The following is a 13,555-nucleotide window of genomic DNA, read 5'->3' as shown; positions in this document are numbered from 1 at the left end:
TTGTTTATACGTCCTTTTTTTCACATTTTGGCACAAAATGCAAGGGCTAATTGAGAATGGTGCAAGATCTCAGTTTTTATCAATATATTTTAACGGGCCATTAGGTGTTTGAGTAGGATGCCAGCCCTGTTGTGACTCAGCCCACATTTGAAAGTCGCTGGCTTTTGGATTAATGCCAGTTGAGATAGCTTGTATTATTCGTTCCCATGCCCTTCGCCCCGCTAGAGTTGCCATAATTCACAATAAATTAGCTGATTCTCTCGGTAACAACTCCAACCGATAGCGGTACAAAGCCACAGGATGCCCCCAAGCAGCAAAATAATCGGGGTCTTGCGGCGACAAATAAATCGCTGTCACCTGATCCGCCTCAATTCTTTTACTCGCAGAATTGCCATTTTCCCCGCCTCCAACAACTCGATAAGCGGTTGTTGTTTCCACCTCGTTTAAATAAATATCAGACTCTCCCCGAAACACCTGCTGAGAAATCTCTGTAGACACAAACTCGCGAGGATTCGGCGTCTCAGTCCCCCGACTGGTAACAGTAACAATCGAAATTAGTTGGCGTTCCCCTTTCAAAACAGTAATTTGGCGGTTGGGATTGGTCGGATCGACTTTCACCGAAAGTACGCCACGATCGCCTAAATAAGCCTTGGCAATATTCAAACCGTTAAAAGTGCGATCGGCTACAATCTTTTTAGCTTTTTTAGATGTATAATTATAACTAAAACCAATATTTTTTTCTGGTTGAAATCGCACTTTAAATAATACTGGCTGCTGCAAATACTGGCGGTTGCTTTCAAACCCAGGAGTCACAATATTTGGCGCTAAAGGAGCGGCTAAATCTACCAAAGTGCTAGCAACATTCCAATTCCCCGCCATCCAGTCGGGATATACCAAATCTCCCTTAGCTACAGCGATAGGAGGCTTGCTTTCCCAATTGGGAAAACTTGATAGGCGATCGCCCAAAACCCCCGCCCTCGCACCGCCACCCCACAGCAACACCAGCAAAACCAAACAAAAACTCCAAAATACCTTCATACCCAATTACATTCAAACAACTAACATTCTGTCTTTCTTTCTCTTCTTTATCTCTTCTCTGTGTTCTCTGCGCCCTCTGCGGTTCATTAATTCAGAAATTAGACAACAAATCAGTTAAACATCATATTTTATACCATTCTCAGAAACAGGCATCCTACCTGTTAGACTAAAATCAATTTTATGCTTGTGGGGAGTAGGGGTTGGGCAAGATATCCCGCCCCCAATATGCAATTTCAAGGTAAAAAAGCCTATGTTTTAAAGCGCCTCAACAGGTGCAGGTTCCCAAACTTCCCCGTATTTTTCCTTCAATTCGTGCCAATTTTCTACCTGTCCCGGTTCGTATTCCCCCGGTTTTCCCCACTGCAAAAACGCGCTCAAAGCAGCCTCATTTTGTTCGTCCAGAAAACGGATTGCATAAGTAGTGAAATTGCCTCTTTTCGCCTCACCCGTTTCAAACTTTACCTGTTTTATTTTGTCCATATTTAGGTGAAACTCAAATATTTCGGCGTGCATATTGGCATACTTTCCCTTCGGCAACTCCGCATAAAACAGTTTATGAATTGAACCGCGAACTTCCAGCACAGCCGCGCTGCTAGTCACGATTAAACGCAGCGTTCCCAATTGTTCGCAAGCTTCCAAGAATTCTTTCAGAGTCGGAGTCATATCAATTGTGGATTGTGGATTGTGGATTTGGGATTAAATCGATAAGAAGAAAAGGGTAGTTTGGAATTAGGAAAAGGAATTAGGGAAAAAAGGATAATTCTTCCTTCTCCCTTCTCTCGTAGATAACTAAAGCTTTCCTTCTCTCGTAGATAACTAAAGCCTTCCTTATTCCTTATTCTTTATTCCTTCATGTTTCGTGCAGTTCATAAGCAGCGACAATCCGCTGCACTAGCGGGTGTCTCACAACATCCGACTGATTGAATTCGCAGAAGGCAATGCCCTCAACGTTGCCCAGAATTTTTTGGGCAACTGACAATCCCGACTGTTGGTTTGGTGGCAAATCTGTTTGAGTGATATCGCCCGTTACTACCATTTTCGAGCGAAAGCCCAGACGAGTCAACACCATTTTCATCTGAGCAGGAGTTGTATTTTGAGCTTCGTCCAAAATTACGAAAGCATTGCTGAGAGTGCGCCCCCGCATATAAGCTAAAGGAGCTACTTCGATCAAGCCTCTTTCCATTAAATCGGCCATTTTTTCGGGGTCGATTATTTCTTGGAGGGCGTCGTAAAGCGGGCGTAAATAGGGATCGACTTTTTGCTGCAAATCTCCTGGCAAAAATCCTAATTTTTCCCCAGCTTCTACGGCGGGCCTGGTTAAAATTAGCTTTTCGTACTGTTTGCTTAACAGCGCTTGCACGGCGAAAATAGCTGCTAGAAATGTTTTGCCTGTACCGGCGGGGCCGATGCAAAATGTTAAGTCGTGAGTGCGTACTGCTTGGACGTACTGTCGCTGCTTGAAGGTTTTGGCTCTAATTTCTTCGCCGCGGCGCGTTTTGGCGAGTACGTCTCGCTGCAAGTCTTGCAAATCTTCTTGGCGGTTGGTATCCAATGCGTAGCGCGCCGTCTGGATTTCAACTCCGGTGATGGTTTTGCCGGATTTCCAATAGTCGGAGAGCGATCGCACTAATTTATTACACAATTCTACTTGACTTTTTGTGCCTGAAATCAGCAGTTCTTGGCCTCGCATTACCAGGTTAGCCCCGGTTTGCTTAGAGATCATTTTCAGGTTTTCTTCTTGATTACCGGCCAGCGACATTGCGCTTTGAGTGCTCGGTAACTCTATTGTTAGTTTTTCATTCATGCCAACATAAGCTCCTCCAAATAAGCAATTAAAAGTTAACAACTAAGTGTTAAACGACTCACTACTTGCGAACAAAAAGACGCCCGTTACTAGGTTTTACCTAGTATCTAAGGCGTCTTTTAGATTTAGCTCCCCAATAAGTTTGGTGCTTGAGGCACAAATCAAATCTCCCTTCTAGTAAGTCAGGCAATTTTAGATTTTAGATTTGAAATTTTAGATCTTAGATTAACCCGATCCCGCTGACATTTGAAATTTCAAATTTTACATTTGTTTCCGATCGCAAAACCGGCAATTTCAACCCTAACGGGGCTTGTAATACAAAGTTTACAACAGGCAATCTAAAATCTAAAATTCTTTCTGGGCTATGCAGTTAGTTAATAACCGGGAGTATTTCTGCTCGTTCTAAACGTAGGTGTGTTAGTACGGCGAGGTTGTTCTCTCGGAGTTCTGCTAGCTAAGGGACTCGGCGACGGAGGTGGCGTCCGGGGTCGGAAATCGCCTCGCGGCTCCCGCGAGCCACGATCTGGGCGGTCGCGATCCGGGCGATCCGGGCGATCCGGGCGATCGCCCCTGGGCGGGCCAGATCCACGATCGCCCGCTTCGCCATCGTATATATCTAAGTAGAGTGACTGACCCGCCGTCTGCGCCACCGCTTCAAGGGTAGTTCTAATGGCCTGAATATTGCGTCCGCCCCTACCGTAAACTCGCCCTTTGTCCGGATCTTCAAAAGCGAGACGAACCCAGACCCGCGATTGGCGCGGGTGCAGTTCGCAATCAACCCGCAAAGATCCGGGGGTCTCTAAAAACGGCCCAATTAAAAATTTAACCAGTCCAGCGTAGTTGGGACTAGCTGACTGCTGTTGTGCTGGATTCAACGTTGGCTCCGGCTCCGACTTGTTCAAATACATGGGCTTTTCTCAGGATGTCACGCACAGTGTCAGTTGGCTGAGCGCCGTCTTGTAGGCGCTTGACAATCGCTGGAACATCCAGCCTGGTTTCGTTATTTCTGGGGTTGTAATAGCCGAGCTCTTCTAGGGGACGGCCGTCGCGGCGAGTAGAACTGTTCATCGCTACAATCCGGTAGCTTGTCTCGCGTTTTTTCCCGTATCTCTTCAATCGCAGTTTGATCATCTTCTTGCACAATAGTCTTGTTCCAATTCTAAGCTATTTTGTCAGCGCTCCTTCCCCGAACTCCAACTCAACCCCTATTTCTTAACCTCCCACCAAAATATCACTACGATTTGCGGCCCCCAAGGCTGGTCTGGCGCCGTCAATGTGCGGTGTAATTGCTAGTGGCAAAATCGATGCTGTTCCCCACTGCTGCACCAATTTTTGCAAAAATATATCCTGCTGCGCTCTCAAAGAGTCCCAATCGGTACCGCGATTAATAATTGCAAACCAAACTAAACCTCGATCGCGCGTGGGTATGGCTCCAGCCAAAGCAATCACCGTGTCCAAACTACCTGTTTTCACTACAGCCGATCGCGGAATGTGCCGATGTTCCACCGTGCCTTTATCCCGCCCGGACACCGGAAACAAGTCAGCAATCGTCAGCCCAGTAGTCTGAAGGTTGCGCGCGATCGCCTGCATCATCCCACAAGCCGCCCTCGGAGACATCCGATTTTCCACTCCCAATCCCGAACCGTTAACTAATTGAAGTTCTTCCTCCGGCACCCCCGCAGCCCAAGTCGCTTGCTGCTGGACTATTTTTGCCCCGCCCAAATCGTCGGCCAGCATCTGAGCCATTTCATTATCGCTGTGGACGTTCATCTGCTTGAGAATTTCGGCTAAAGGGAGCGATCGGCGTTTCAGCAGCAAATGCCCCGAACTCACAAATTTCTCAGCAATGACGCTGCCGGCCACCGTTACTTGCGGCTTTCTAGTTCCTGGAGCCATCTTAGAATACATTGCCACCACGTCCGCAGGCCAATTGCTACCCTCAAGAGCTTGCCGCAGTATCTCCCCCGCGGCCAAAGGATCGGACTCGTAATTCATGCGAAAATTGCCTGTCACCACCAAATTTCCCGCCACGCGCTCGATACCCATTTGATTGAGAGCATTGCCAACGGCGATCGCCTCCTCCCACACAAACAGCGGATCGCCCCCACCGCTGACCACCAAATCTCCCTGCAATACACCATTGCTAATTGGCCCCGTTGCTAGGAACCGCGTTTCAAACTGATAATCCGCGCCCCAAGTCTCCAGCGACGCCAGAGAAGTTGCAATCTTAGTCAGCGAAGCCCCAGGCATCAGCATTGTCCCCTGCTGACTTACCAGCGGCACCATTCCTGCTTGCACCCAAATTCCCTGATTGCCGTCAATCAGCTTCTTGTCTTTCAACTCTTTTAAATATTCCCGCACCGTCGCTTCTGCAGGCAAGTCTGGATTTGCCGCATTTATTCGCCCAAAAGCCAAATCTTCGGCCACCACTAACCCGGGTATCCCTCCCCGCCAAGCCAGCACTGACGCAGCATTAGGCGCGACAGTGCCTACCCCAGCCATGTCCAGCCACAGAGACATCATCCCTGAGCTAAATAAATCCAGCATTTTTTACTCCTAAAGTCATGTAAACTATTGCATTGATTTTTTCAAGTTGCAGGCAAAAATAGTAAAGTAGTGACAAAACAAGCTCTATCAGAGTAGTCGGAAATGAGAATTGTCCGATCGCCGTTGCGAGCGGATTTTAGTTCTTTCTTCAGACTTCTGGATTCACGCTCCTGACTTCCTGGTAGAATTTTTAGTGTTTCTCAAACATTGGTCAATGGGATCGACACGCGCAAGAATTGCAATAGACGCTATGGGTGGGGATCATGCCCCCGCCGAAGTTGTAGCTGGAGCGCTTAAGGCACAAGAAGAATTAGGCGTAGAGATTTTGCTCGTGGGCGACCCGCAGCAAATAGAAGACTCGCTCCGGCAACAAGACGCGATCGGCCGCGTCTCTACAGGTCAGCTAGAAATCGTTCCTTCTGAAGGAGCGGTGGAAATGCACGAAGAACCTTTGAGTGCCCTCAAACGCAAGCCCAACGCTTCGATTAACGTAGCGATGAACTTGGTAAAGCAGCAGCAAGCTGATGCTGTGGTGTCCGCCGGTCACTCCGGCGCGGCAATGGCTGCTGCCCTGCTCAGGTTGGGCAGGCTCCCCGGAATCGATCGCCCTGCGATCGGTGCGGTTTTGCCGACAATGGTAGCGGGCACCTCTGTACTCATTCTCGATGTCGGCGCTAACGTGGACTGCCGCCCCAAATTTTTGGAGCAGTTCGCTCTTATGGGAACTATTTACAGCCAGTGCGTGCTGGGCGTCGCCGAACCTAAAATCGGCCTGCTCAACATTGGCGAAGAACCTTCTAAAGGCAACGACGCGGCAGTGCGGACTCACCAGTTATTGGTAGACAACCCGAACATTCCTTTTGTGGGCAATGCCGAAGGCCGCGACGTGCTGTCGGGGAAATTCGACGTGATTGTCTGCGACGGGTTTGTTGGCAACGTGTTGTTGAAGTTTGCCGAAGCGGTGGGCGAAGTCGTGGTGCAAGTTCTTAAGGAAGAATTAGTCAAAGGACTCCAACATCAAATTAACGATCCTCTGCTGCAAAAAAGCTTGCAAGGATTTAAGCAGCGGGTAGACCACGTTGAACACGGCGGCGGTTTGCTATTGGGCGTTGCTGGAGTTTGCATTATCAGCCACGGTTCGTCTCAAGCTGGCTCGATTTTTAATGCCATTCGTTTGGCGAAGGAGGCTATTGACAACCAAGTGCTGGAGCGAATTCGCTCGTCCAATCAGCAAAGCGCTCTGGAACAAGAAGCTGTGAATTAGAGGCAGTAAGTAGGAATTAAAAATTAAAAATGTCAAATTAAAAATATCAGCTTAAACAAGCGGTTTTGCTTCACAAAAAAGTAATTTCAGCAGTTTAAAAAATAATTTTAATTAGTAGTTTTTAATTTTTAATTTCTCGATCGAACAGCGAGTAAATGGAGAGGAATGTTGCAGCAATCAGGGTTCGGCATTGCCGTCACGGGTAGCGGTTCTTGTACACCGCAGGTTTCACTGGATAATAACGGTTTGAGTCAGATAGTAGAAACTTCTGACGAGTGGATTGGGGCGCGGACGGGCATTCGTTCCCGCAGGCTGGCGGACGATCGCACTTCTTTGTGCGATTTAGCCACAGAGGCATCTCAAAAGGCGATCGAAATGGCACAGATTTCGCCTACAGATATCGATTTGATTATTTTGGCGACCTCAAGCCCCGACGATTTGTTTGGCACTGCCAGTAAAATTCAATATCAATTGGGCGCAACAAAAGCTGTGGCTTTTGATTTGACAGCAGCTTGTTCGGGCTTTGTTTTTGGTTTAGTTACAGCCTCGCAGTTCATTCGGACAGGGGTTTATCAAAATGTTTTGCTGATCGGAGCAGATATTTTGTCTCGCTGGGTGAATTGGTCGGATCGCGGTACTTGCATTCTATTTGGAGACGGTGCAGGTGCGGTGGTATTGCAAGCTTCAGAAGTTGATCGCTTTTTGGGATTTGAAATTCGCAGCGACGGCACGCAAAACTCCTCTCTCAATTTGCCTTATAAAGCCGAGCCAAAAGAATTAATTGAGGGCGTCAACATCGGAGTTGGCGGATTTCATCCCATTACAATGAACGGTCAAGAAATCTATCGCTTTGCAGTGAAAAAAGTGCCGGAAGTCATAGAAAAAGCTATGTTTCGGGCAAATATTAGCGCTGCTGAAATTGACTGGCTGCTGTTGCACCAAGCCAATCAGCGGATTCTCGATGCAGTGGCCCAAAGGCTAAAGATTCCCCCCGAAAAAGTAATCAGCAATTTGGCGAATTACGGCAATACCTCAGCGGCTTCAATTCCCCTTGCCTTAGACGAAGCCGTACGTCAGGGTAAAGTTAAAGCGGGCGATACTATTGCTGCTGCTGGTTTCGGTGCAGGTTTGACTTGGGGGGCTGCGATTTTTCAATGGGGAAGGTGATATTTCCCGACTGTAAACTTGCCCAGGTGATTGTCGGGAGTTCGACCCTTGATAAATACAAATCCTTTAACACGCTATACACACACAGGGTAAGGTGTACGGCTGCACCCGGAGGACAGGAGTTCTTGACAAGCGGGGTCTGGAATTGGAAATCCTCTATTCTTCGATCGACTTTCGCCGGCTAGAAGGTGGAAAATTTTGTTACTGCTATTAATTTAATTAAAGTAGCAAAAAAAATATAAATTTCGTAAAAACTGCAATTATTATGTTATAATTGTGAGTCGCGAGTAGATAGTTCGTTAACCGAAAGATAGCGGATACCAGCGAGCGAACTTAGAAGCGGGAAAGAAAGAATTTTTGCAATCACCAATTAGCAACCACCAATTAGCAGATTACCGGAAAAATGACTAAAACAGCATGGGTATTTCCCGGACAAGGTTCCCAGGCGATCGGGATGGGTGCAGACTTATTAAACTTGCCAACAGCCAAAGCCAAATTTGAGCTCGCTAAAGAAATTTTAGGTTGGTCTGTCGCGGAAGTTTGCCAAAAAGAAGAAGCAAAACTATCTCGGACTCTCTACACTCAGCCTTGCTTGTTCGTAGTAGAAAGTATTTTGACCGACTTAATGCGAGAAAAAAGCGATCGACCAGCGGTAGTGGCCGGTCACAGTTTAGGAGAATACGTTGCCCTCTACGCAGCAGGCGTCTTTGACTTTGAAACCGGGTTGCGCTTAGTCAAACGCCGCGCCGAACTCATGGACACCGCCTCCGGCGGGCAAATGGTGGCTTTGATCGGGTTCGACAGGCAGGAACTAGAATTGCAAATTCAATACAGCCGAGACGTAGTGCTGGCAAACGACAACAGCGAAGCACAAGTCGTGATTTCTGGAACGCCCGCAGCAGTAGAAGATTTACTGGCCAAAATCAAAGTCAAACGCGCGGTTAAATTGAATGTTTCCGGTGCGTTTCACTCTCCCCTGATGGCTGGGGTGGCGGCAGAGTTTCAACTAGCTTTAAAGTCTGCAAGATTTTCCGATGCGAAAATGCTGGTACTCTCGAACGCAGAACCGTCAGCCACTACCAGCGCAGCCACTTTAAAGCAGCGGTTGACTCAGCAGATGACCAAAGGCGTGCGCTGGCGAGAAATTTCTCTGCAATTGCCACAACAAGGAATCGATCGCGTAGTGGAAATTGGTCCCGGTAAAGTTCTCACAGGTTTGATCAAACGGACTTGTCCGGATTTAGCGCTGGTAAATGTTAGTAGTTTTGCAGATTTGCCAGCTTAATCTATTTTTAACCTGTGATGAAATCCCAGGCGGTAAAATTGAGAGTTAACAGGCCTGAAGATTGCCGAAAAACAAATAGCACCACAGGAAAATCCGAATATTGCCTGTGGTGCTAATTGGGGATAGACGATCCAGACAGTTAGAAAATATTTATTAAAATTGTAGATATCGATCGAGCTGACGGGGCGATCGACAAATCCTGATGTAAACTAGGCGTAAAAACCAAGCTTATCTGGTATTTATATGAAAAAAGTCCTTTACTGGTTAATGGGCGACAAGGCAGGCAGAACCATAGTTGGTGCCTGGAATTGGATGTGGGGACTGCCCGTAGAATCAGGCGGCCCGGTGGCGGTGGCGGTAGCCGAAGAGTCACTGCGATCGATGCAAGAATCCGTGCAAAAGCTAGCAGCAGCAGTCTCCACCCAAGTTGCAGCCTACCAGCGCGCCAAAACTAAATATGAAGAAAAAGTTAGGGAAATGCAAACCGTAGAGCGCCAAGCCATCACAGCCCAGCGCAACGGCAACGAAGAAGCAGCCCGCTTGGCAATGTCGAAAGTAATTCAGACAGAACAAATTCTGCCGCAGTTAGAAGCTCAAGTAAAACAAGCCGAACAGTACGTCAACGCTTCCAAAGATAAGCTAAATCGAGAACGGATGAAGCTGGAAGCCTACAAAACCGATATGCAAAATATGAAAGATATGGCCGAGATTAACGAAGCCCTCCGAGCCATATCCCAAGTCAACAACGACCTCAGTATCGATTCAGCTCGATCGCAATTTGAGCAAGCCAAAAACGCCGTCCACGGCCGCAACCTCGAACAGCAAGCTTTAGCAGAACTCTCTGAGAACCCCCAAGAAAGACTTCAGGCAGAATTAGAAAATATGACCTTAGATGATGAAGTTAATCGCAGGCTGCAAATGTTAGACGGCTCCAACAACAAAGAACTTCCCAGCTAAGGAGAATTTTATGGCTAAGAGCGGGCCTCCCCCCATAGTTTTTATTCTGTTATTTCTGTTGCTCGCCGGTGGCGGTTGGTTCTTTTTTCTCAACAAACCAGCATCGCAAGATGTTAGTAACCATCCCCCCACTCCCATACCCGCAGGCGGTGGTGGGGCCAATCTGCCTCCCGTCGCGCCAGTAGTCGGCGGTGCTTCCCCTGTTGCAGCTACTTCCTTTGCGCTTCCAGCTTCCGTACCTGCGGGTACGGCCGTGAGAATTGACGGTTCTACCAGCATGGTGACAATCAATCAGAACCTCAAGAACGGCTTTCAAGGCAAGTTTTCCGGCACGACAGTCGATACCAAAGCGAACGGTTCTGCAAAGGGAATTCAAGATTTGGTGGCGGGAACAGCCGATATTGCAGCGGTATCGCGACCTTTGACGGCTCAAGAACAAGGTCAGGGTTTGGCAGCCGTGCCCGTTGCCCTAGATACGATCGCCCTTGTAGTTGGCATTAACAACCCCTTCAAAGGAGGTTTAACCTCCGTTCAAGTTCAAGATATCTTCAAGGGAAATGCTCAAGACTGGTCGAAAGTCGGCGGCCCGCCGGGCCAAATTAAAGTAATTAACAGACCGGCAGTTAGTGGCACTCACCAAACGTTTAAAGAACAAGTGCTTGGAGGTGGGGAGTTTGGCACGACGGCAAATATTACCACGCTCGATCGAGATGCGACAACTCCCCTGCTGCAAGCTTTAGGCAACAACGGCATTGGCTATGCGACTTTCGCTCAAGTAGCCAATCAGAAAACTGTGCGCGTTGTTCCCGTCAACGGTGCGACGCCGGATGCTGGTAACTATCCTTACAAGCGGCAGTTGTACTACGCCTACAAAAACCCTCCTAGCCAAGCAGTTAAAGATTTCTTGGGCTATGCGACTTCTTCGGAAGGACAAAAAGCCATGCTGGCTGGAAATTGAGCCTTTGCAAAGTTTTGACATTCAGAAATTCGCCAGAATAAATTCTGGCGCTACACAAGCAAATAGTCCGCCAGAATAAATTCTGGCGCTACACAAGCAAAGTCGGCCTGCGCGGACTATATTCTTCAGTCCGCGCAGGCCGACTTCGTTTGACTCTTAAGCGGTTTCAAGCGCCGAATAATCTCAAACGGACTCGATCTGATAGGCTAATATTCGATGTAATTTAAAATCTAAGGTTTTTCTGTGAGCAAAAGTCGCGAACCAGTCGAAAGTTTACTTCTCTACTATTTATTCAAATGGTCAATTGTCAGCCCGATGCTGCACCTGTACTTTCGGGGCCGCATCTACGGTGCAGAAAATGTTCCGACAGAAGGGCCGCTGGTGGTAGTCAGCAATCACGCCAGCGATTTTGATCCGCCGATTTTGTCGAATTGCATGAGGCGACCGGTGGCATTTATGGCAAAGGAAGAGTTATTTAAAGTTCCTATTTTGAAGCAGGCAATTACGCTTTACGGTGCTTATCCAGTGAAGCGGGAAAGTGCCGATCGCAGTGCAATTCGATCCGCTATCAACTCTTTGGAAAATGGCTGGGCGACGGGTGTATTTTTGCAGGGAACTCGCACGCCAGACGGCAGAATTACTGAACCGAAATTAGGTGCTGCGCTGATAGCTGCTAAGGCTAAAGCGCCGCTGTTACCTGTTAGTTTGTGGGGAACTCACGCGATCGCGTCGAAAGGTTCGGCAGTGCCGCGTCCGGTGCCCCTAACCGTGCGAATTGGCAAGCTAATTGAAGCGCCCGGTTCTTCGGATCGCCAGGAGTTGGAAGCGCTTACTCAAAGATGTGCGATCGAGATTAATGCCATGCACGATTTGGGTCGCTGATTTTATAACTTTTGTTGCTGTTTTTCAGGTTATATCTACAGATAGATGAATGCTGAATATAAACACCGAAAAATATCAATATAAGTGATTGAAGACAAGCGCAATAATTAGGCTTGAATTTGAGTTTAATTTGACAGGAGATAAGAAGAAAGATATGGTAACAAGCAATCAAACCCGCGCGTTGGGATTGTTTTCTAACCGCGAAGAGGCTGAGCAAGCTCTGACAGAATTGAAATCTTCCGGGTTTCCAATGGATAAAGTTTCGGTTGTTGCTAGGGATGCAGGTGAGTCTGTAGGCGATACTCAAACGATCGCTCAGGTAGGCGATAAAAATCTAGACACAGGAGCAGGAGTGGTAGCAGACACTCTGACAAATAGTGCTTTAGCCACCGTGCTAGTGGGTCTGGGAAGTTTAGCTATTCCCGGAATCGGGCCGATGATTGCAGCGGGGACTTTGGGCGCCTCACTCGTGGCTGGCGTAGCAAGCACTGGCGTCGCGGCTGCGGCTTTCGGTGGAGTGGTGAAAGCCTTGACTGACTTGGGAATTCCCGAAGAAACAGCTAGAATTTACACCGATCGCCTGCAGGCCGGCGATTATTTGGTGGTAGTAGATGGCGCTGAGAATGATATTAGTCGGGCTCAAGGGATTTTCAGCAGTCGGGGCATTCAAAATTGGGGCGTTTTTTAAACAAGAATTGTGCACCAAGTCTATCCCTAGGGCGATGCACACCTCACCATTGGTGAGAACAATCAGCTCAAATTTAGTACCCGACTTTTCTGTGAAAATTAGCGCATCTATCCCCCCTAATTTAAAAAGGGGGGAACCGGAAACGGTCTTTCGTCTGCCGGAAAGGGGATTGAGATTCGGCTAAAACCCAGATCTAGACGTGGTTTTAGTCTTAAGTTTACATTCCTTTATTGCCCATCCCCTGCCTACAAGTCAATTATTGATTTTTATGGCTCATGTTTTGGTGCTGAGGCGGTGACATAAGCAACAGCTAAGGGCGAAATTTTTTCTGTAACTGCTGCGATAACTTGGCGATCGAAGTCCGTCCAAACTCTGGGGCGATCGAACATACAAGGCTGCAACACCCCCCACAATAAGCCGTCATCACAAAGGTGAGCGTGAATCAAAGCTCGATGTCCGAACTCTTTGGCCTCAAAATCTTTGTTGACCACTTCAGGATTGGCTGTTTCAACATCCTCAACAAAAATCGACGGTTTAGTTCGCAAAGCTGCTGCAAACAAAGGGTCTTCTTCCCCTAAAGATTCAGGTTCTTTTTTCCATTCCGCGTCCCAAACCTCTGGATAGTTTGAGTTGCGACGCCAGCAGTAAGGTACTCTGCCAATTTGGGTTTCAGGATGGCGGAGGTAGAGAAAGACGCGATCGCAATTTAACACCTCGCCTAAAGCCGGCACCAAAGCCGAAAAAACAGCATCGGGCGTTTTGCTATAACTCAAAATTTGCTCTAGAACTTGCGGCAGAATTTGCTCGGTCATTAACTTTAGCTTTTGAAGTTCATCTACTAATTTTAAACTACTCCTTCTCTTCTTTTACGCATTTGTCATCAGCGTCTTCGCGCTTCGTTAAATCGCTATAGGAGACAAGTTTTCAAACCAGATGGAATGGAAAAAAAATTAAAACTTGCTTAA

At 47.7% G+C, this 13,555-nt stretch carries 14 protein-coding genes; 7 read left to right on the top strand and 7 right to left on the bottom strand.

Translation table 11 applies throughout. The features are described from left to right. Positions 1–237 precede the first annotated feature (237 nt). The 6 genes from QT996_RS18600 to QT996_RS18575 all read right to left on the bottom strand — a co-directional run bounded on the left by QT996_RS18600 (position 238) and on the right by QT996_RS18575 (position 5,389). The gene (locus QT996_RS18600) at positions 238–1,038 is read right to left on the bottom strand and encodes a DUF6816 family protein (RefSeq protein ID WP_333048226.1); all 801 of its coding nucleotides are present in this window, start codon (positions 1,036–1,038) and stop codon (positions 238–240) included. A gap of 255 nt (positions 1,039–1,293) precedes the next feature. Then, on the bottom strand, positions 1,294–1,728 hold the full coding sequence (locus QT996_RS18595) for a ChuX/HutX family heme-like substrate-binding protein (protein ID WP_333048231.1): 435 nt from the start codon (positions 1,726–1,728) through the stop codon (positions 1,294–1,296). A 160-nt stretch (positions 1,729–1,888) separates the two neighbouring features. Continuing rightward, the gene (locus tag QT996_RS18590) at positions 1,889–2,842 is read right to left on the bottom strand and encodes a PhoH family protein (RefSeq protein WP_333048225.1); all 954 of its coding nucleotides are present in this window, start codon (positions 2,840–2,842) and stop codon (positions 1,889–1,891) included. 374 nt (positions 2,843–3,216) lie between these two features. Next, the gene (locus QT996_RS18585; protein WP_333048224.1) at positions 3,217–3,717 is read right to left on the bottom strand and encodes a KH domain-containing protein; all 501 of its coding nucleotides are present in this window, start codon (positions 3,715–3,717) and stop codon (positions 3,217–3,219) included. Continuing rightward, positions 3,689–3,973: a 30S ribosomal protein S16 gene (rpsP, locus tag QT996_RS18580; RefSeq protein ID WP_333048223.1), complete on the bottom strand. Its 285-nt coding sequence runs from the start codon at positions 3,971–3,973 to the stop codon at positions 3,689–3,691. The genes QT996_RS18585 and rpsP overlap by 29 nt, the downstream gene beginning before the upstream one ends. Positions 3,974–4,054: 81 nt before the next feature. Beyond that, the gene (locus tag QT996_RS18575; RefSeq protein ID WP_333048222.1) at positions 4,055–5,389 is read right to left on the bottom strand and encodes a D-alanyl-D-alanine carboxypeptidase; all 1,335 of its coding nucleotides are present in this window, start codon (positions 5,387–5,389) and stop codon (positions 4,055–4,057) included. A 214-nt stretch (positions 5,390–5,603) separates the two neighbouring features. On the opposite strand from QT996_RS18575, the gene plsX reads away from it, so the two are divergent. From plsX to QT996_RS18540, 7 genes are all read left to right on the top strand, one after another. After that, a complete protein-coding gene (plsX, locus tag QT996_RS18570) occupies positions 5,604–6,653 on the top strand; it encodes a phosphate acyltransferase PlsX (RefSeq protein ID WP_333048229.1) in 1,050 nt (349 codons plus the stop codon). A gap of 165 nt (positions 6,654–6,818) precedes the next feature. After that, on the top strand, positions 6,819–7,820 hold the full coding sequence (locus tag QT996_RS18565) for a beta-ketoacyl-ACP synthase III (RefSeq protein WP_333048220.1): 1,002 nt from the start codon (positions 6,819–6,821) through the stop codon (positions 7,818–7,820). Between the two features lie 403 nt (positions 7,821–8,223). Next, complete coding sequence (gene fabD / locus QT996_RS18560) at positions 8,224–9,105, top strand: ACP S-malonyltransferase (RefSeq protein WP_190663634.1); 882 nt, start codon at positions 8,224–8,226, stop codon at positions 9,103–9,105. Between the two features lie 243 nt (positions 9,106–9,348). After that, on the top strand, positions 9,349–10,062 hold the full coding sequence (locus QT996_RS18555) for a PspA/IM30 family protein (RefSeq protein ID WP_333048218.1): 714 nt from the start codon (positions 9,349–9,351) through the stop codon (positions 10,060–10,062). A gap of 10 nt (positions 10,063–10,072) precedes the next feature. Then, complete coding sequence (locus QT996_RS18550; RefSeq protein WP_333048216.1) at positions 10,073–11,020, top strand: phosphate ABC transporter substrate-binding protein; 948 nt, start codon at positions 10,073–10,075, stop codon at positions 11,018–11,020. Positions 11,021–11,263: 243 nt separating this feature from the next. Further along, entirely contained in the window at positions 11,264–11,902 is a 639-nt protein-coding gene (locus QT996_RS18545) for a lysophospholipid acyltransferase family protein (RefSeq protein WP_333048215.1), read from the top strand. Positions 11,903–12,056: 154 nt separating this feature from the next. Next, positions 12,057–12,590: a hypothetical protein gene (locus tag QT996_RS18540; protein WP_333048214.1), complete on the top strand. Its 534-nt coding sequence runs from the start codon at positions 12,057–12,059 to the stop codon at positions 12,588–12,590. Between the two features lie 266 nt (positions 12,591–12,856). Here QT996_RS18540 and QT996_RS18535 read toward each other — a convergent pair whose 3' ends face one another. Next, on the bottom strand, positions 12,857–13,402 hold the full coding sequence (locus QT996_RS18535) for a GAF domain-containing protein (protein WP_333048213.1): 546 nt from the start codon (positions 13,400–13,402) through the stop codon (positions 12,857–12,859). Positions 13,403–13,555: the final 153 nt, after the last annotated feature.

This window comes from Microcoleus sp. S13C4 (assembly GCF_036700865.1).
GTDB lineage: Bacteria > Cyanobacteriota > Cyanobacteriia > Cyanobacteriales > Microcoleaceae > Microcoleus.
Note: the sequence above shows the minus strand (reverse complement) of the source record. Positions and strands in the feature narration are given on the sequence as shown.

What these genes read in the sequence shown, in the direction of transcription:
- QT996_RS18565 (WP_333048220.1), top strand. Translation starts at nt 6,819, where the DNA reads ATGTTGCAGCAATCAGGGTTCGGCATTGCCGTCACGGGTAGCGGTTCT.
- QT996_RS18550 (WP_333048216.1), top strand. Translation starts at nt 10,073, where the DNA reads ATGGCTAAGAGCGGGCCTCCCCCCATAGTTTTTATTCTGTTATTTCTG.
- QT996_RS18540 (WP_333048214.1), top strand. Translation starts at nt 12,057, where the DNA reads ATGGTAACAAGCAATCAAACCCGCGCGTTGGGATTGTTTTCTAACCGC.
- rpsP (WP_333048223.1), bottom strand. Translation starts at nt 3,973, where the DNA reads ATGATCAAACTGCGATTGAAGAGATACGGGAAAAAACGCGAGACAAGC.
- QT996_RS18600 (WP_333048226.1), bottom strand. Translation starts at nt 1,038, where the DNA reads ATGAAGGTATTTTGGAGTTTTTGTTTGGTTTTGCTGGTGTTGCTGTGG.
- fabD (WP_190663634.1), top strand. Translation starts at nt 8,224, where the DNA reads ATGACTAAAACAGCATGGGTATTTCCCGGACAAGGTTCCCAGGCGATC.
- QT996_RS18555 (WP_333048218.1), top strand. Translation starts at nt 9,349, where the DNA reads ATGAAAAAAGTCCTTTACTGGTTAATGGGCGACAAGGCAGGCAGAACC.
- QT996_RS18535 (WP_333048213.1), bottom strand. Translation starts at nt 13,402, where the DNA reads ATGACCGAGCAAATTCTGCCGCAAGTTCTAGAGCAAATTTTGAGTTAT.
- plsX (WP_333048229.1), top strand. Translation starts at nt 5,604, where the DNA reads ATGGGATCGACACGCGCAAGAATTGCAATAGACGCTATGGGTGGGGAT.
- QT996_RS18575 (WP_333048222.1), bottom strand. Translation starts at nt 5,389, where the DNA reads ATGCTGGATTTATTTAGCTCAGGGATGATGTCTCTGTGGCTGGACATG.
- QT996_RS18590 (WP_333048225.1), bottom strand. Translation starts at nt 2,842, where the DNA reads ATGAATGAAAAACTAACAATAGAGTTACCGAGCACTCAAAGCGCAATG.